This is a genomic window from Paraburkholderia solitsugae, from assembly GCF_013177695.1.
Lineage (GTDB): Bacteria > Pseudomonadota > Gammaproteobacteria > Burkholderiales > Burkholderiaceae > Paraburkholderia > Paraburkholderia solitsugae.
The window spans coordinates 1-17,678 of the sequence record NZ_WOEY01000011.1 but is presented as its reverse complement, the minus strand read 5'-3'; the positions used below and the strand labels follow the sequence as shown (position 1 = coordinate 17,678).

Sequence of the window (17,678 nt, the reverse complement as noted above, 5' to 3'; positions counted from 1 at the left end):
CGTCCTTTGCAGACGGTCGTTTCGGCCGCTCCTCTGCACTCCCATCCCTTGCAAAATACGCCCGCGCGGCACGACAGGCTTATGCACATCCACATCCTCGGCATCTGCGGCACGTTCATGGGCGGACTCGCGGTCCTCGCGCGCGGCGCGGGTCACACCGTGACGGGCTGCGACGCCGGTGTCTACCCGCCAATGAGCACGCAACTCGAGGCGCAAGGCATTCGTCTGATCGAAGGTTATGACGCGGAGCAATTGAATGGCCTCAACGCGGATCTGTTCGTGATCGGCAATGTGGTCTCGCGCGGCAACCCGCTGATGGAAGCGATCCTCGATCGTGGCCTGCCTTATGTTTCCGGTCCGCAGTGGCTCGGCGAGCATGTGCTGAACGGCAAGTGGGTGCTGGCGGTGGCCGGCACGCACGGCAAGACCACGACCAGTTCGATGCTGACCTGGTTGCTCGAAGACGCGGGCCTCAATCCGGGCTTCCTGATCGGCGGCGTGCCGCTGAATTTCGGGGTGTCGGCGCGGCTGACCGATTCGAGCTTCTTCGTCATCGAGGCTGACGAGTACGACACGGCCTTTTTCGACAAGCGTTCCAAGTTCGTGCACTACCGGCCTAAAACCGCGGTCCTGAACAACCTCGAGTTCGATCACGCCGACATTTTCCCGGATCTGGCGGCGATCGAAACGCAGTTCCATCACCTGATCCGCACGGTGCCGGGCATTGGCCGTATCGTCACGAACGGTCGTGAAGACGCGCTGGAGCGCGTGCTGACGCGCGGCTGCTGGAGCGAAGTCGAGCGGTTCGGCGTGCAAGGGGGCTGGGAAACCTTGCCGGCGGAAGACGGCGTGCCGGTCGACGAGCGTTTTGCCGTGTATCACAACAGCGAGCGCGTCGGCGTGGTCGAGTGGCAGGTGCAGGGCGAGCATAACCGCATGAACGCGCTGGCCGCGATCGCCGCCGCGCGTCATGTCGGCGTGCCGCCGACGCAAGCCGCGAAGTCGCTGGCGAGCTTCCGGAATGTAAAGCGCCGCATGGAAGTGCGCGGCAGCGTTGACGGCGTGACCGTCTACGACGATTTCGCCCATCACCCCACGGCAATCGAAACCACGGTGGCCGGGTTGCGCGCACGCGTCGGCCACGACAACACGCGAATTCTTGCCGTGCTGGAGCCGCGTTCGAACACCATGAAGCTCGGCGTGATGAAAGCGCAACTGCCGGCGAGTCTGGCCGATGCCGATCTCGTGTTCGGCTACGGCGCGCCGGCTGGCCGCGACGCACTCGGCTGGGATCTCGGCGAAGCGCTCGCGCCGCTCGGCGGCAAAGCGCAGGCTTTCGACAACCTCGACGCGCTGGTCAAAGCGGTGGTTCACGCCGCACGCCCCGGCGACCAGATTCTGGTCATGAGCAACGGCGGCTTCGGCGGTGTCCATCAGAAGCTGCTCGACGCACTTTCCGCGCGAGGCACGTCGTGATCCTTTATCTGCACGGTTTCCGTTCGTCACCCAATTCGTTCAAGGCGCGCGTGCTGGCGGCTCGCCTCGTCGAACTCGGCCGTAGCGACGAATGGTGCTGCCCGATGCTGCCGGTCTCGCCGTTCGAGACCGTAGCGCTCGCCGAATCGCTGGTGGCGGCGGCGAAGCCGAAAAACGTGACGGTGATCGGCAGTTCGCTCGGCGGCTACTTCGCCACGCATCTCGCCGAGAAACACGGCTGGCCGGCGGTGCTGCTGAACCCGGCGGTCGTGCCGCAGCGCGACCTGAGCGCCTATCTCGGCGAGCAGCCGTTGTGGCACGGCGGCGGTAGCATCACGGTCGAGCCGCATCATCTGGACGAGCTGCGCGCGCTGGGCGTTGCGTCGATCACGCGGCCCGAACGCTATTATTTGATGGCCGCCACCGGCGACGAAGTGCTCGATTACCGCGAAATGCTTGCGCACTATCCGGGCGCACGCACTACGCTGATCGAAGGGAGTGACCACGCGATCAGCGAATTCGCGCAGTACGTCGACGAGGTGCTGGCCTTTTGCGACGCCGAAGACGTTCAGCCGCCAGCGCCGCGCGAAGTGGCCTGACAGTGCCGACGATCCTGCAGCGAGGTCGTTGCGGATCACCAGATTCATGCCGCCGGCGCGCGCGTATCGCGCCGCGGATCCACTACCACGAACACGTTGCCGTGCCGCGCACGCAGTGACCGATAGCTGAACCCAATCGGGCGCGCCGGCAGATGCAAGTCAGAACGAGAGTATTGAGTGAACGTTTTCTTCGAGGAATCGGGCAGTTTCAAGGCGGGCAGCGTGCTGTCGCGCCAGGGCGATGCTTTTCAGGTCGAGTTGCCGGGCGGCCGGCGCGCCAAGGTGCGCGCGAAAGATGTGCTGATCGAATTCGAAAAACCGACCGCCGGCGAGCTGATGCAGCAGGCGGACGCCGCCGCGCAGGACATCGATCTGGACTTCCTGTGGGAATGCGCGCCGGATGACGAATTTCCGTTTGCCGCGCTGGGCGCCGAGTACTTCGGCGAATCGTTCGGCTCCATCGAGCGCGCGGCGTTGGTGCTGCGCATGCACGGCGCACCGGTGTACTTTCGCCGCAAGGGCCGCGGCATGTATCAGCGCGCGCCGCAGGAGCAACTCAAGATGGCGCTCGCCGGGCTGGAGCGCAAGCGTCAGCAGGCGCTGGTGCAGGCCGGCTACGAAGACGAACTGAAGGCAGGCCGCCTGCCGGAAGGCTTCAGCGGCAGCAAGGCGCTGGCTTTGCTCACCCGGCCGGACAAGAACACGATCGAATACAAGGCGCTCGAAGGCGCGGCCGCGGCGCGCGGCATCTCGCAGGCGCGGCTGATGCTTGAGTGCGGCGGGATTCCATCGGCCCGCGCATTGCACGAGGCGAAATTCCTCTCCGAGTTTTTCCCGCACGGCACCGGTTTTCCGCCGGTCACGGTGGGCGCGTTGCCGGAAGATCTGCCGGAAGCCGACGTGCAGGCCTTCTCGATCGACGACATCACCACCACTGAAATCGATGATGCGTTCTCCGTCGAGCATCTGGCCGACGGCCGCGTGCGGATCGGCGTGCACATCGCCGCGCCGGCGCTCGGCATCGCGCGTGGCGACGATGTTGATGCGATTGCCCGCACGCGTTTGTCGACCGTCTATATGCCGGGCGACAAGATCACGATGTTGCCCGATAGCGTCGTCGAAGCGTTCACGCTGGCTGAGGGGGGCTTGCGGCCGGCGCTGTCGCTGTATGTGATCATCAATCGCGAGACGCAGGAAATCGTGGCGAGCGAAACGCGCGCCGAGCGCGTGTTCGTGAAGAACAATTTGCGCCACAACACGCTGGACGAGCTTGTCACCGAAGAGGCGCTCGCCGCCGGCACCGGCGATTATCCGCACAAGGAAGATATCGCCGTCCTGTGGCCGTTCGCGCAGGCGCTGTTCGAAAAGCGCCAGACCGCGCGCGCCGGTTACGGCCTGCGCCGCGAAGTGCAGCGCAACACCGATTTCAACTTCTACGTGGAAGGCGAGCACATCACGATTACGCCGCGCCGGCGTGGTTCGCCGCTCGACACGATCGTCGCGGAGCTTGCGATTCTTGCCAACTCGTCGTGGGGCGCGTTCCTGCACGACCACGGCGTGCCGGGCATCTATCGTTCGCAGCGCGCGTTCGGCGCGCCGACCGGTCCGAAACGCACCCGCATGCAGACCAATGCGGCGCCGCACGAAGGCCTGGGCGTCACGCAATACGCGTGGAGCACGTCGCCGCTGCGCCGTTACGTCGACCTGGTGAACCAGTGGCAGTTGCTTGCCTGCGTTCAGCATGGCGTGACAGCGAAACTGGCCGCGCCGTTCAAGCCGAAGGACGCCGATCTGTTCGCCGTCGTGCAAGGTTTCGATGACACCTACACTGCGTACGCCGATCACCAGCGCCGCATGGAGTACTTCTGGTGCCTGCGGTGGCTGAAGCAGGAGAACCGGAAGCAGGTGGTGGCGTCGGTGGTGAAGGGCGACCTCGTGCGCCTCGAAGAGATTCCGCTGCTGCTGCATGTACCGGGTCTCGGCGTGCACGCACGTGGTACGCGTTTGCAAATGGAAGTGATGTCGATCGACGAGCTGACCGTCGAAGCGTCTGTGCGCCTGCTGCACGTGCTCGACGCGCCCACCGTGACGAGCGGCAGCGAGGCTGAAGAAGCCGACGAGGGCGACGAAGAAATCATCGACGTGGCTGAGGAAAGTGCCGAAGGCGAAGCTGAGGCCCAGGCGGAAGCCGACCTCGACGGCGGCGCGGCTGAACCGGGCGATGCCGAAGACGGCGCGGGCGCCGGCTCCGGTGATGCCACAGCCGATCAGCAGCATGTCGCGGAGCCAGGGCGATGAGCGCTAGCGATTCACGTGACCGTTACGCGGTCATCGGCAACCCGGTCGGCCATAGCAAATCGCCGTTCATTCATGGCCGCTTTGCCGCGCAAACGGGCGAGCCGATCGAGTACGGCCATCTGCTGGCACCGGTCGATGCCTTTGTGCCGCATGTGCGGGCGTTTATCGAAGCGGGCGGACGCGGCCTGAACGTGACGGTGCCGTTCAAGCTCGACGCGCATGCATTCGCCGACACCCTGTCGCCGCGCGCGGCGGCAGCGGGCGCAGTGAACACATTGCGGTTCGACGCGAGCGGTGTCTACGGCGACAACACGGACGGCTTCGGTCTCGTGCGAGACATCGAAGTGAATCTCGGCGTTTCGTTGAAGGGTGCGCGGATTTTGCTGCTTGGTGCAGGTGGCGCCGCGCGTGGTGTCGTGCTGCCAATGCTGGACCGTGCGCCGCATACGCTGACGATCGTCAACCGTACGGCGGCGAAGGCTGAAGTGCTCGTCGACCAGTTCGCGCAGGCCGCACACGACGCCGCTTGCCGTCTGACCGGCGGCAGCGCGCGAGCGATCGAAGCCGGCGAGTACGACGTGATCGTCAACGCGACGGCGGGCAGCCTGGACGCTTCGTTGCCCGAATGTGACGACCGCGCGTTCGGTAGCGGCACGCTCGCTTACGACATGATGTACGGCGCGCATCCGACGGTGTTCATGGAGCACGCGCGGAAGCTGGGTGCGCGTGGCGCCGATGGCCTTGGCATGCTGGTCGAGCAGGCGGCCGAATCGTTTTACGTGTGGCGTGGTGTGCGGCCCGATGGCGCGCCGGTGCTGGCCGAGTTGCGTGCGTTGTTGGCGGCGCCGTCGCACGCCTAGGTCGCTGCTTGACTTTCCGGAACACGCGTACTCACCCACCGACTCGAGGACTCCAGGCACGATGACAGCAACGCGGCGCGCGAGCCGGCCAGGTCCGGTGCGATGGATGTTTTATCTGGGCGCCGTGGTGGCGATTGCGTGGCTTGCGACGCAGGCGTTTTACTTCGCGCAGATCGCGGTCTGGAACTACGTGAATCCCCAGTCGACGGCTTTCATGCGCTCGGATGCATGGCGGTTGTCGGAGGATCGGCCGGATCTTTCGGTACAGCATACGTGGGTGCCGTATGAGCAGATTTCGCACAATCTGAAGCGGGCGATTATTGCTTCCGAAGACGCGAATTTCGTGACTAACAATGGCTACGAGACGGACGCTATTTTGCAGGCGTGGGAGCGGAATAAGGCCAAGGGCAAGATTGTTCGCGGCGGGTCGACGATTACCCAGCAGCTGGCGCGGAATCTGTTTTTATCCCGGGAGAAGAGTTATATCCGTAAGGGTCAGGAGTTGATCATCACGTGGATGCTTGAGACCTTGATGGATAAGCAGCGGATCTTTGAGATCTATCTCAACTCCGTTGAGTGGGGGAATGGGGTTTATGGCGCTGAGGCGGCCGCGCATTATTACTACAAGACTTCTGCTGCCAAGTTGACTGCTGGGCAGTCGGCACGGCTGGCGGTGATGCTGCCGCAGCCTAAGTACTTTGACGAGCACAGGGGCTCGGCATATCTGGCTCAACGTTCGCGCGTGATTGCGCGGCGGATGGGGGCGGCGGAATTGCCCGACTAGGTTTTTTTTGCCTTCGCGGCGCTTGGTCTGTACGCCTGCGGCGTTGGCCTTTCCTTGAATTCTTATTGGTTTATTAGCGTCACCCCTGTGCGGGGCGGCACCTACTTTTCTTTGCCTGCCGCAAAGAAAAGTAGGGGCAAAAGAAAGCGGCTCAAACCGCTAACTCTTAAGCGGGTCCCCCGCACAGTTGCGGTAGTGGTGCATCTGGAATCCGTGCCCTCGCACATTCAACGTGAGTGACAAAGCGCTCATCAGCTCCCACTCCGCACTGCGTGCGTCGCGGACGGGTCCGCATGGGAAACCGTGGGGCTTCGATTACGCACGGTGGGCGCCGTCGGCTTCACCTCGGCGAGAACGGGGCTGCATGGTGGTACACCAAGGGCTTCGGGTGCGCGTGGTGGAGCCCATCGATTTCGCCTCGGCGTGGACGAGTCTGCATGGGAGACCAGCCGCTACGTTTGAAGCGAAGGGGGTGCATCGGCGAGGTGCAGCGTTCGATTACTCGCCGTGAGATGCACAGATGCGTGGCAATACGAGCTTGGGTTTCAAACCAAGCGTCGTGCGCATTCGCGGCGGGACGGTGACCTACTGTGCCGAGTAGTTGAAGTCGGGCGCGAAAACGAGCGAATGGTTTGATGAAATGCGCGTCGGCGCGCGCAGCGCCGCCGGAAGTATGACTGCCTTGTCACCAGGGCGGAATGTGCGAGAACACGGATTCCAGATGCACCACTGCCCCCTCCGAGCCAGGGGACCCGCTTATGAGCTAGCGGTGTGAGCCGCTTTCTTTTGCCTACTTTTCTTTGCGGCAGGCAAAGAAAAGTAGGGGCCTGCCCCGCACAGGGGCGACGCTAATAGACCAATAAGAATTCAAGGAAAGGCCAACGCCGCAGGCGTACAGACGAAACAAGCGCCGCGCAGGCAAACAACCCCAGCAAAGCCCGACCCCGCCGGCAACCAGACAAAAAGCGTCGCGAAGACAAACAAACTAGGGAAAGACCACCGCCCTAGGCAAACAGACAAAAACCGGCCCCCGGCAAGGCAAAAATCCCATTATATGAATCCAGCACTCACATATTGGAGTTTCCAAAAAAACCGCCCTACAATCCAACCCAACACGCACCGTGAGGCAGAAAAATCAGCCACGGCCAGCGACAGCAAGTAAAAAAACCGGAGACAAGCCAAACCATGCCCAAGCCTCAAAGGCAGCACCCGCATGCCCGTGCCACAGGCAACACGCACTGTGCCGCGAGCAAAACAGGCGTCCTCTCCGGCCCCGCGCTGTAAGCGCAAAAAACCACCGAAAACCCAATCGCCATGAACAAAGCGATGCCTACTCACGCCGCCGGCGCATCCGAAACCGATCTGGCGCCGTCAGCCGATCATGCGACCCGCGCAGCGCCGCAACCGGCCGCGAACGCCGTCGAAACCGCGAACGCCGCCAAAGCCCCGCGCGCCAGCGCGCAACCGCCCGTGGTCGACGAAATCGCCTTGCCCAGCACGCTGCTCGACATCACCCCGCAGCAAGCCGGCACACAAACGCTGCTGCGCGGCCTCGCGATTCTGGAAGCCGCCGCCGCCGGCGTGCGTGATCTGCGCACCTTCGGCGCCGCGCTCGGCACAACCCGCAGCACCACGCACCGGCTGGTGAGCAGCCTCGTGCAGGCGCGCTATCTGCGCCAAGTGCAAGGCGGCTATCTGCTCGGCCCGAAGCTGATCGAACTCGGCACCATCGCGCTCGAACAGATGCCGCTCACCGCGGTCGCGCGCCAGCATCTCGAGTCGCTCGCTGAACAGACCCTCGACACGATCCACCTCGGTGTGCGCGACGGCGATGATGTCCTGTACATCGACAAGATCCCCGGCACCCGTGGCCTCGAAATGCGCTCGCGCGTCGGCCACCGGATGCCGCTGGCGTCGACGGGCATCGGCAAAGCCATGATGCTCGACCTCACGCCGGACGTCTGGCAGTCGCTCTTCGAAGCCTCGCGGCGCGCGCTCGCCAGCGTCAGTTTCAAGCCGGATAACCGCCCCGACGCGCAGACCTTCATGCAACGCATGACCAACTACGCGGCGGGCGGCTACACCTTCGACCTCGAAGAAAACGAAGCCTCGATCCGTTGCGTCGCGGCGCCGGTGCGCGATGCATCGGGTGCAGTGGTGGCGGCGCTGTCGGTGGCGAGCACGATTCCGTATATGTCGCTCGAACGCATGGACGAACTGATTCCGGTCGTTCAGCGCGAAGCGCGTGCGATCTCGGAAGAACTCGGCTGGCGTGCCCCGCAACCGGCAACCCGCAGGATCAAGCGATGAAGCAGGCGGGTTCTCACACGCAAGCGGTCAATCCGGTGAACAACGCCGCGGCCGCCGACGCCAATCTCCAGCACGCAGCGCTCATTGCGCTCGACTGGGGCACGACGTCGCTGCGCGCGTATCTGTACGACGCGGCCGGCGACGTGCTGGCGACGCGGGCATCGACGGACGGCATCATGAATTTGCCGCGGAGCGCCGAGCAAGGCGGCTTCGACGCCGCCTTCGAAGACGCATGCGGTGCCTGGCTCGAACAGGCGCCTGCCGTGCCGGTGATCGCAGCCGGTATGGTCGGCAGCGCGCAAGGCTGGGTCGAAGCACCGTATGTCGACGCGCCGGCGAATGCCGATGCGCTGGTGGCCGGCATCGTGCGTGTAAAAGCCGCGTGCGGCGCGACGCTGCACATCGTGCCGGGCGTCCTGCAGCGCGGCGACCTGCCGAATGTGATGCGCGGCGAAGAAACACAGATCTTCGGTGCACTCGGTCAGGACACCAGCGCCGTGGACAGCGGCAAGCGTGCGCTGATCGGTTTGCCTGGTACCCACGCGAAATGGGCCGTTGTGCAGGCGGGTCGCATCGAACGTTTTCATACCTTCATGACTGGTGAAGTGTTCGCGGCATTGCGCCAGCACACCATCCTCGGCCGCACGATGGTCACGCCGGATCGTCCGGATACCGGCGCATTCCTGCGCGGCGTGAAGATCGCCCGCGACAAAGGCCAGGCGGGCATGCTGGCCACCGTATTCAGCGCTCGCACGCTCGGGCTCACCGGACAACTTTCGCGCGAACAGCAGCCGGACTATTTGTCGGGCTTGCTGATCGGGCACGAACTGGCCGGTCTCGAAGCCGTGCTCACGCAACAGCAAAACTCGCTCGCCGGGCAGCACTTGCGCCTGATCGGCAATGAAGCGCTGTGCGAGCGCTATCGCGTGGCTCTTACGCAATTCGGCTGCACTCACGCGGAGCTGGTGAAGCACGCCACTGAACGCGGCTTGTGGCGCGTCGCCACCCAGGCGGGGCTCGTCAATCCGGCCGCCCAGACCGCGCACGCCGGCTGACCGGCAGCGCCGCCGCCCACGAAACAAGGAATCGACATGCAACCTCACATCAATCTGCCCGCCCCGTACATGCCGCACGCGGGTCTGATCGCGGCGTTCGAGGTCTGTCCGCTGATCGCGATCATGCGCGGCGTGACGCCCGTGGATGCCGCCGAGCACGGTCAGGCGCTGTACGAAGCCGGATTTCGCATCGTCGAAGTGCCGTTGAATTCGCCGCAACCGTTCGACAGCATCGCGGCGATCCGCAAGGCGTTGCCGGCCGATGCGATCGTGGGTGCAGGCACGGTGCTGCATCCGAGTTTTGTCAACGACGTGAAGTCGGCGGGCGGCGAACTGATCGTCATGCCGCATAGCGACCCGGAGGTCGTCGGCGCCGCGAAAGCGCAAGGCATGGCCTGCGCGCCGGGCGTGGCGACGCCGAACGAAGCCTTCATCGCGCTGAAAAACGGCGCCGACGTGCTGAAGATGTTCCCCGCGGAACAACTCGGCTGCCACGTCGTGAAGGCATGGCGCGCGGTGATCGCAGCGGAAGTGCCGCTTGTGCCGGTCGGTGGGATCACGCCGAACAACATGGGTCCGTTCCTGAGTGCCGGCGCGAACGGTTTCGGCCTCGGCTCGGCGCTTTACAGGCCGGGGCAGAGTGCGGCGGTGACGGCCTCGCATGCGAAGGCGTTCATCAACGGGCTGCGCATCGCCCGCGCAGGCGCGAAGAAATGAAGCGGCTCGCCGACAAAGTCGCGTTGATCACCGGCGCCGGGCGCGGCATCGGTGCGGCGATCGCGTTCGCGTTTGCGCGCGAGGGTGCGGCGGTCGTCCTGGCTGAACTCGATATCGAAACGGCCGAGCGGACGGCGCGCGAAATCCGGGCGGCGCTCGGTGCCAGTGACACGCATGGAGCGGACGGTGCCAGCGAAGCAAAAGTGCTGGCAGTGCAGACGGATGTGACGCAATCGGCGTCGGTCCAGCACGCGGTCAGTGAGGCGGAACATGCGTTCGGCGCGCTCGACGTGCTCGTCAACAACGCCGGCATCAATGTGTTCTGCGACCCGCTGACGATGACCGACGACGACTGGCGCCGTTGCTTCGCGGTCGATCTCGACGGCGTCTGGAACGGGTGTCGTGCGGTGTTGCCGGGCATGGTCGAACGCGGCGCGGGCAGCATCGTGAATATCGCGTCGACGCATGCATTCAAGATCATTCCGGGATGTTTTCCGTACCCGGTCGCGAAGCATGGCGTGCTCGGTTTGACACGTGCGCTCGGTATCGAATATGCACCGCGCAATGTGCGGGTCAACGCGATCGCGCCGGGGTACATCGAAACGCAATTGACGCACGACTGGTGGAACGAACAAGCCGATCCGGCCGCCGCGCAACAGGCGACGCTCGATCTGCAACCGATGAAGCGCATTGGCCGCCCGGAAGAAGTGGCGATGACGGCGGTGTTTCTGGCCTCGGATGAAGCGCCGTTCATCAACGCTACCTGCATCACCGTGGATGGCGGTCGCTCGGCGCTGTATCACGACTGAACGTAGCGGACCAGCAGGCAACAAGAAGCAGGACCAGCAGCAGGAACAAGCAATAAGGGGCACTCAGGTTTCACCGGACGACGCGCTGGCCGCGTGTGTCATCACCGGTACAAGAAAACGCGGCCGATACCTTCTCGTTACCAATTAGTCAGGAGACACGCATTATGAAACGAAGAATTTTCCTCACGCTGGCAGCAGCGGCGGCGGGTGTGCTCTTCAACGCACCGGTTGCGCAAGCTGCCGATCCGGTCAAGATCGGCTTCCTCGTGAAGCAGCCGGAAGAACCGTGGTTCCAGGACGAATGGAAGTTCGCCGAAATCGCTGCCAAGGAAAAGGGCTTCACGCTGGTGAAGATTGGCGCGCCGTCGGGCGAGAAGGTGATGAGCGCAATCGACAACCTGTCTGCGCAGAAAGCACAAGGCTTTGTGATCTGCACGCCTGACGTCAAGCTCGGACCGGGCATCGTCGCCAAGGCAAAGGCCGACGGCCTGAAGATGATGACGGTGGACGATCGCCTCGTCGACGGCGCGGGCAAGCCGATTGCTTCGGTGCCGCATATGGGCATCTCGGCATACAACATCGGCAAGCAGGTGGGTGATGGCCTTGCAGCGGAAATCAAGAAACGCGGCTGGGACATGAAGGACGTCGGCGCGATCGACGTGACCTACAACCAGTTGCCGACCGCAGTTGACCGCACTACCGGTGCAACCGACGCACTCGTCGCCGCCGGTTTCCCGAAGGCCAACGTGGTTGAAGCGCCGCAAGCGAAGACCGATACGGAAAACGCGTTCAACGCCGCCAACATCGCGCTGACGAAGAATCCGCAGTTCAAGCACTGGGTGGCTTACGCACTGAACGACGAAGGCGTGCTCGGCGCGGTGCGCGCAGCGGAAGGCCGGGGCTTCAAGGCGGACAATATGATCGGTATCGGTATCGGTGGGTCGGACTCGGCGTTGAACGAGTTCAAGAAGCCGACGCCGACCGGCTTCTACGGCACGGTCATCATCAGCCCGAAGCGTCACGGCGAAGAAACCTCGACGCTGATGTACGACTGGATCACGCAAGGCAAGGAACCGCCGATGCTCACGCTGACGACCGGCATGCTGGCCACGCGTGACAACGTGGGTGAAGTGCGCGAGAAGATGGGCCTGGCATCGAAGTAAGCCGCTGTTTGTTGCGGTGCAGTGAAGTGAACAGCCGGTGCGTCATTCTCCAAGGATTGGGCGCACCGGCAGCAATACAAGATGAGTAGTTGAGACAGACCGCGCTTGGTGTCCATGAGGCACCTAAAAGAGCACGGTTCACACGAAGCAGCAACTTACTTGCATGGGACCGGAGTAAGCGCTAAAGCGCTAACTCGGGTCGACAGAGGAGGCGAAGTGTCAGCGACGCTACGTTTTGACAATATCGGCAAAGTCTTTCCAGGCGTGCGCGCGCTCGACGGTGTGTCCTTCGACGTCAACGTCGGCCAGGTGCACGGCCTGATGGGCGAAAACGGCGCAGGGAAATCGACCCTGCTGAAGATTCTCGGCGGTGAATACCAGCCCGATTCAGGCCGCGTCATGATCGACGGCAACGAGGTGCGCTTCACGAGCGCGGCATCGTCGATCGCGGCGGGGATCGCGGTGATTCACCAGGAACTGCAATACGTGCCCGATCTGACGGTCGCGGAAAACCTGCTGCTGGGCCAACTGCCGAACTCGCTCGGCTGGGTCAACAAGCGCGAAGCCAAACGCTTCGTGCGTGAACGGCTCGAAGCGATGGGTGTGGCGCTGGATCCGAACGCGAAGCTGAGGAAGCTCTCGATCGCGCAACGGCAGATGGTCGAAATCTGCAAGGCGCTGCTGCGTAACGCGCGCGTGATCGCACTGGATGAACCGACCAGCTCGTTGTCGCATCGCGAGACCGAAGTGCTGTTCAAGCTGGTACGCGATCTGCGTGCTGACAATCGCGCGATGATCTACATCTCGCACCGCATGGACGAGATCTATGAGCTGTGCGATGCCTGCACGATTTTCCGCGATGGCCGCAAGATCGCCTCACATACGACGCTGAAAGGCGTGTCGCGCGACACCATCGTGAGCGAAATGGTCGGACGTGAAATCGCCGACATCTATAGCTATTCAGCGCGGCCGCTCGGCGACGTACGCTTCGCGGTGAAAGCGATCGAAGGTCATGCGCTCGCGCAACCGGCCAGCTTTGAGGTACGGCGCGGCGAGATCGTCGGCTTCTTCGGTCTGGTGGGTGCGGGCCGCAGCGAACTGATGCATCTGGTGTACGGCGCTGATCACAAGAAGAGCGGCGAGATCGTGCTCGACGGCAAGCCGATCAAGGTGCGAAGCGCCGGCGAGGCGATCAGGCACGGCATCGTGCTGTGCCCGGAAGACCGCAAGGAAGAGGGCATCGTCGCGATGGCGACCGTGTCGGAGAACATCAACATCAGTTGCCGCCGCCACTACTTGCGCGTGGGGATGTTCCTCGATCGCAAGAAAGAAGCGGAAACGGCCGACCGTTTTATCAAACTGCTGAAGATCAAGACGCCGAGCCGCCGCCAGAAGATTCGCTTCCTGTCGGGCGGCAACCAGCAGAAGGCGATTCTGTCGCGCTGGCTGGCCGAGCCTGATCTGAAGGTGGTGATTCTCGACGAGCCGACGCGCGGGATCGACGTCGGCGCGAAGCATGAGATCTATAACGTGATTTATCAGCTGGCCGAACGCGGCTGCGCGATCGTGATGATTTCGTCGGAATTGCCGGAAGTGCTCGGCGTGTCCGACCGGATCGTCGTGATGCGCCAGGGACGGATTTCCGGTGAGCTGTCGCGCAAGGAAGCCACGGAACAAACGGTGTTGAGCCTCGCGTTGCCGCAAAGCTCGACCGCGCTGCCCGGAACCGGAACCGCAGCCACCGAGCAAGCGGCCTGAACATTATCTGGACGAAAGTCCGGCAACCCGTGGGGAACGGGAGGAGTCTTCAACATGCAAGCCAGAGAAAACCTCGCGCAACAAGCCGCCAAAGGCGCGGCCGAAGCGCTGATTCCGCAGTCGAACGACAAGGCGAAATGGTGGCAGCAGCTCACCGAGTACAGCCTGATTCTGATCTTCATCGTGATGTTCATCACGATGTCGCTGACCGTCGATCACTTCTTCTCGATCGAGAACATGCTCGGTCTCGCGCTGTCGATCTCGCAGATCGGCATGGTCGCGTGCACGATGATGTTCTGTCTGGCCTCGCGCGATTTCGACTTGTCGGTGGGTTCGACGGTCGCGTTCGCCGGTGTGCTGTGCGCGATGGTGCTGAACGCCACGGGCAATACGTTCATCGCGATCATTGCCGCTGTGGCAGCGGGTGCGGTGATTGGCTTCGTCAACGGCGCGGTGATTGCGTATCTGCGCATCAACGCGCTGATCACGACGCTCGCGACGATGGAAATCGTCCGCGGTCTTGGTTTTATCGTGTCGCACGGGCAGGCAGTGGGTGTGTCGTCGGATACGTTTATCGCGCTGGGCGGCTTGAGCTTCTTCGGCGTGTCGCTGCCGATCTGGGTCACGCTGCTGTGCTTCATCGTGTTCGGCGTGATGCTCAATCAGACCGTGTACGGCCGTAATACGCTGGCAATCGGCGGTAACCCGGAAGCCTCGCGTCTTGCTGGTATCAATGTCGAGCGCACGCGCGTTTATATCTTCCTGATTCAAGGCGCTGTCACGGCGCTGGCCGGTGTGATTCTGGCTTCGCGGATTACGTCGGGTCAGCCGAATGCGGCGGAAGGCTTCGAGCTGAACGTGATTTCGGCGTGCGTGTTGGGCGGCGTGTCGCTGCTCGGCGGTCGCGCGACGATCTCCGGTGTCGTCATCGGCGTGCTGATCATGGGTACGGTCGAGAACGTGATGAACCTGATGAACATCGACGCGTTCTACCAGTACCTTGTGCGCGGCGCGATTCTGCTCGCCGCTGTGCTGCTCGACCAGTTGAAGAACCGCGGCTCGCGAGACTAATCCCGCGACTCACTCATTTTGCTCTAAAAGGAATCGAACGATGTCGTCTCCGGCCCATGCAAACGACCGTCTCGCGGACAGCACGTTTGCCCGCTATCCGAGTCTCGTCGACCGAACGGTGTTGATCACGGGCGGCGCGACTGGTATCGGCGCATCGTTCGTCGAGCATTTCGCGGCGCAGGGTGCGCGCGTCGCGTTCTTCGATATTGATGCAACCGCGGGTGACGCGCTCGCCGATGAACTTGGCGATTCGAAACACAAGCCGCTGTTTTTGCCGTGCGATCTGACCGACATCGACGCGCTGCAAAAAGCGATCGCCGACGTGAAGGCCGCACTCGGTCCGATTCAGGTACTGGTGAACAACGCGGCAAACGACAAGCGCCACACGATCGGCGAAGTGACGCGCGAGTCTTTCGACGCCGGCATCGCGGTGAATATCCGTCACCAGTTCTTCGCTGCGCAAGCGGTGATGGAGGACATGAAAGCCGCCAACGCGGGTTCGATCATCAATCTCGGTTCGATTAGCTGGATGCTGAAGAACGGCGGCTATCCGGTGTACGTGATGTCGAAATCGGCGGTGCAGGGTTTGACGCGCGGCCTCGCGCGCGACCTCGGTCACTTCAACATCCGCGTCAATACGCTGGTGCCGGGGTGGGTGATGACGGAGAAGCAGAAGCGTTTGTGGCTCGACGACGCAGGCCGTCGCTCGATCAAGGAGGGTCAGTGCATCGACGCTGAACTGCAACCCGCCGATCTCGCGCGCATGGCGCTGTTCCTCGCCGCGGATGACAGCAGGATGATCACCGCGCAGGACCTCATCGTCGACGGAGGCTGGGCGTGAGTGCGGGTGGTCGTACAGGTCTGCCGGCGCCAGGCGCGACGCTGCTGCTCGACACGCAATGCACGCTCGGCGAAGGCGCGACTTGGTGCACAAAATCGGGTCGCTTTTACTGGACCGATATCGAAGGCGCGCGGCTGTGGCGCTATGACCCGAGCGACGGCCAAAGCATGTTCTGGCGCATGCCCGAGCGTCTCGCTACGTTTGCGCTGTGCGCCGATCCGCGCTACCTGCTGCTCGGACTAGCGACGCATCTGGCGTTCTTCGATCTGGCAACTGGCGTAACGCGGCGTATCGTCGACGTCGAACCGGGCTTGAATACGCGTGTGAACGACGGCCGCTGCGACCGTCAAGGCCGTTTCGTATTCGGCACGAAAGACGAAGGCTCGCCGCTGCAGGCGGTCGGTGGGTTCTATCGCCTGAACCATGATTTGTCGCTGGAGCGTTTATTGCTGCCTGCACCGGCGATCTCGAACAGCATCGCGTTCAGTCCTGACGGCGCGACGATGTACTACTGCGATTCGCCGGCGCGTGAAATCCGCGTCTGCGACTATCGCGCGGACGGCAGCATCGCCAACGACCGCGTGTTCACGACACTGACCGACGCGACGGGCGAGCCCGACGGCTCGACCATCGACCGCGACGGCGGATTGTGGAACGCGCAATGGGGCGGCAGGCGCGTGGTGCGATATGGCCCCGACGGCGTGGAAACCGAGCGCGTCGATGTGCCGACCATGCAGCCGAGCTGCGTCGCGTTCGGCGGTCCCCCAAGCGGACTTCCTGCGGGGCCTGCGCAACTGGACACGCTGTACATCACGAGTGCGCGCATCGATCTCGACGCGGCGGCGCTCGCGAGCGATGCGCATGCGGGCGGCGTGTTTATCGCAACGCCTGGCCGGCAAGGTTTGCCGGAACCGGTGTTCCAAGGCTCGCCCGCATAGCGCAAAATGACGCAGCCTCAGCGTCGAGGCGGCAGCGGAGGATGGTAGAGCAGTGGCTTTGACAGTAAATCAGCAGTTGGGTGTTGCAAACCCAGTGCCAGCAGATCGGCAGCAAATCGGCAGCATGCAGTTCGGACCCAGAGGCGACCGGTGCAAAAAAATCGCCCAACAGCATCCGTCAGCAATGACGGCAACGTCCCACGCCTCTCGATGGAGCCAGATATGACTGTTGCGAATCCTGTTTCCGCTTCTTCCCAGAGCCGACGCGCGCGACTCAACGCGGCGGCCAATCCGGTGCTTCCGGGTCCCAGCACGTCGGCGGTTGCAGTCGGTGAGACGAGCGGCGGCGAGCTCGCGTGCATCACGCTCGCCAACGCACATTTGCGCCTCGACGTCGCGCCGACGCTTGGCGGCGGCGTCACCCGTTTCGATTGGCGCAACGACGGCGCGCTCACGCCGATTTTCCGGCGCTGCCGTCATGTCGCTGCGGATACCCAGCCGAACGAGCTGGCCTGCTATCCGCTGCTGCCGTATTCGAACCGGATCGGCGGCGGTCAATTCAATGTGGCGGGGCGGCGTGTCGAGGTGCCGCAAAATCGCGCCGACGAACCCCTGCCGATCCATGGCGACGGCTGGCTCTCCGCCTGGCAGGTCGCGGAGTCGGACCGCGAAAATGTGCGTCTGACGCTTGATCGCCATGACGGCAAACCATACGCATTCCGCGCGGCGCAAACCTATGCGCTAGACGGCCCCACGCTCGTCATCACGCTGGACATCGAGAATGCCGGCCGCGAGGTGCTGCCTTTCGGGCTGGGCCTGCATCCATTTTTTGTGCGTGACGCGGATACCGAACTGTCGGCAGCGGCCGGCGGCCTGTGGCTCTCCGGCGACGACTGGCTGCCGGTGCGTCACGTGCCGGCGCCGCCCGCGTGGCAATTCGGTGTGGCGTATCCGCTGCCGGAAATCATCGTCAATCACGCGTTCACGGGCTGGAGCGGG

At 63.4% G+C, this 17,678-nt stretch carries 15 protein-coding genes; all 15 read left to right on the top strand.

Features of this window, described 5'->3' with window-relative positions:
- The first annotated feature begins 81 nt into the window (after nucleotides 1-81).
- On the top strand, nucleotides 82-1,476 hold the full coding sequence (gene mpl, locus GNZ12_RS01860; RefSeq protein WP_172308741.1) for a UDP-N-acetylmuramate:L-alanyl-gamma-D-glutamyl-meso-diaminopimelate ligase: 1,395 nt from the start codon (nucleotides 82-84) through the stop codon (nucleotides 1,474-1,476).
- Nucleotides 1,473-2,075, top strand: coding sequence for a YqiA/YcfP family alpha/beta fold hydrolase (locus GNZ12_RS01855; protein WP_172308740.1), 603 nt, complete (start codon nucleotides 1,473-1,475; stop codon nucleotides 2,073-2,075). The genes mpl and GNZ12_RS01855 overlap by 4 nt, the downstream gene beginning before the upstream one ends.
- 177 nt (nucleotides 2,076-2,252) lie before the next feature.
- Nucleotides 2,253-4,373, top strand: coding sequence for a ribonuclease catalytic domain-containing protein (locus GNZ12_RS01850; RefSeq protein WP_172308739.1), 2,121 nt, complete (start codon nucleotides 2,253-2,255; stop codon nucleotides 4,371-4,373).
- Entirely contained in the window at nucleotides 4,370-5,233 is an 864-nt protein-coding gene (aroE, locus tag GNZ12_RS01845) for a shikimate dehydrogenase (protein WP_172308738.1), read from the top strand. The genes GNZ12_RS01850 and aroE overlap by 4 nt, the downstream gene beginning before the upstream one ends.
- Before the next feature lie 61 nt (nucleotides 5,234-5,294).
- Complete coding sequence (gene mtgA / locus GNZ12_RS01840) at nucleotides 5,295-6,017, top strand: monofunctional biosynthetic peptidoglycan transglycosylase (RefSeq protein ID WP_074282175.1); 723 nt, start codon at nucleotides 5,295-5,297, stop codon at nucleotides 6,015-6,017.
- 1,314 nt (nucleotides 6,018-7,331) lie between these two features.
- Complete coding sequence (locus GNZ12_RS01835; RefSeq protein ID WP_172308737.1) at nucleotides 7,332-8,327, top strand: IclR family transcriptional regulator; 996 nt, start codon at nucleotides 7,332-7,334, stop codon at nucleotides 8,325-8,327.
- Nucleotides 8,324-9,382, top strand: a complete 1,059-nt coding sequence (locus GNZ12_RS01830) for a 2-dehydro-3-deoxygalactonokinase (RefSeq protein WP_172308736.1) — start codon at nucleotides 8,324-8,326, stop codon at nucleotides 9,380-9,382. Before GNZ12_RS01835 ends, GNZ12_RS01830 begins: the two co-directional genes overlap by 4 nt.
- Before the next feature lie 36 nt (nucleotides 9,383-9,418).
- On the top strand, nucleotides 9,419-10,099 hold the full coding sequence (locus tag GNZ12_RS01825) for a 2-dehydro-3-deoxy-6-phosphogalactonate aldolase (RefSeq protein WP_172308735.1): 681 nt from the start codon (nucleotides 9,419-9,421) through the stop codon (nucleotides 10,097-10,099).
- Entirely contained in the window at nucleotides 10,096-10,908 is an 813-nt protein-coding gene (locus tag GNZ12_RS01820; RefSeq protein WP_172308734.1) for an SDR family oxidoreductase, read from the top strand. Before GNZ12_RS01825 ends, GNZ12_RS01820 begins: the two co-directional genes overlap by 4 nt.
- A 164-nt stretch (nucleotides 10,909-11,072) precedes the next feature.
- Nucleotides 11,073-12,071, top strand: a complete 999-nt coding sequence (locus GNZ12_RS01815; RefSeq protein WP_172308733.1) for an arabinose ABC transporter substrate-binding protein — start codon at nucleotides 11,073-11,075, stop codon at nucleotides 12,069-12,071.
- Nucleotides 12,072-12,287: 216 nt separating this feature from the next.
- Nucleotides 12,288-13,829: an L-arabinose ABC transporter ATP-binding protein AraG gene (gene araG / locus GNZ12_RS01810; RefSeq protein WP_172308732.1), complete on the top strand. Its 1,542-nt coding sequence runs from the start codon at nucleotides 12,288-12,290 to the stop codon at nucleotides 13,827-13,829.
- Nucleotides 13,830-13,883: 54 nt separating this feature from the next.
- Complete coding sequence (araH, locus tag GNZ12_RS01805) at nucleotides 13,884-14,900, top strand: L-arabinose ABC transporter permease AraH (protein ID WP_172308731.1); 1,017 nt, start codon at nucleotides 13,884-13,886, stop codon at nucleotides 14,898-14,900.
- Between the two features lie 40 nt (nucleotides 14,901-14,940).
- Nucleotides 14,941-15,741: an SDR family NAD(P)-dependent oxidoreductase gene (locus GNZ12_RS01800; protein ID WP_172308730.1), complete on the top strand. Its 801-nt coding sequence runs from the start codon at nucleotides 14,941-14,943 to the stop codon at nucleotides 15,739-15,741.
- Complete coding sequence (locus GNZ12_RS01795; protein ID WP_172308729.1) at nucleotides 15,738-16,679, top strand: SMP-30/gluconolactonase/LRE family protein; 942 nt, start codon at nucleotides 15,738-15,740, stop codon at nucleotides 16,677-16,679. The genes GNZ12_RS01800 and GNZ12_RS01795 overlap by 4 nt, the downstream gene beginning before the upstream one ends.
- Before the next feature lie 222 nt (nucleotides 16,680-16,901).
- Nucleotides 16,902-17,678, top strand: a 777-nt coding sequence (locus GNZ12_RS01790; RefSeq protein ID WP_172308728.1) for an aldose 1-epimerase, incomplete at its 3' end; no start/stop codon positions are given.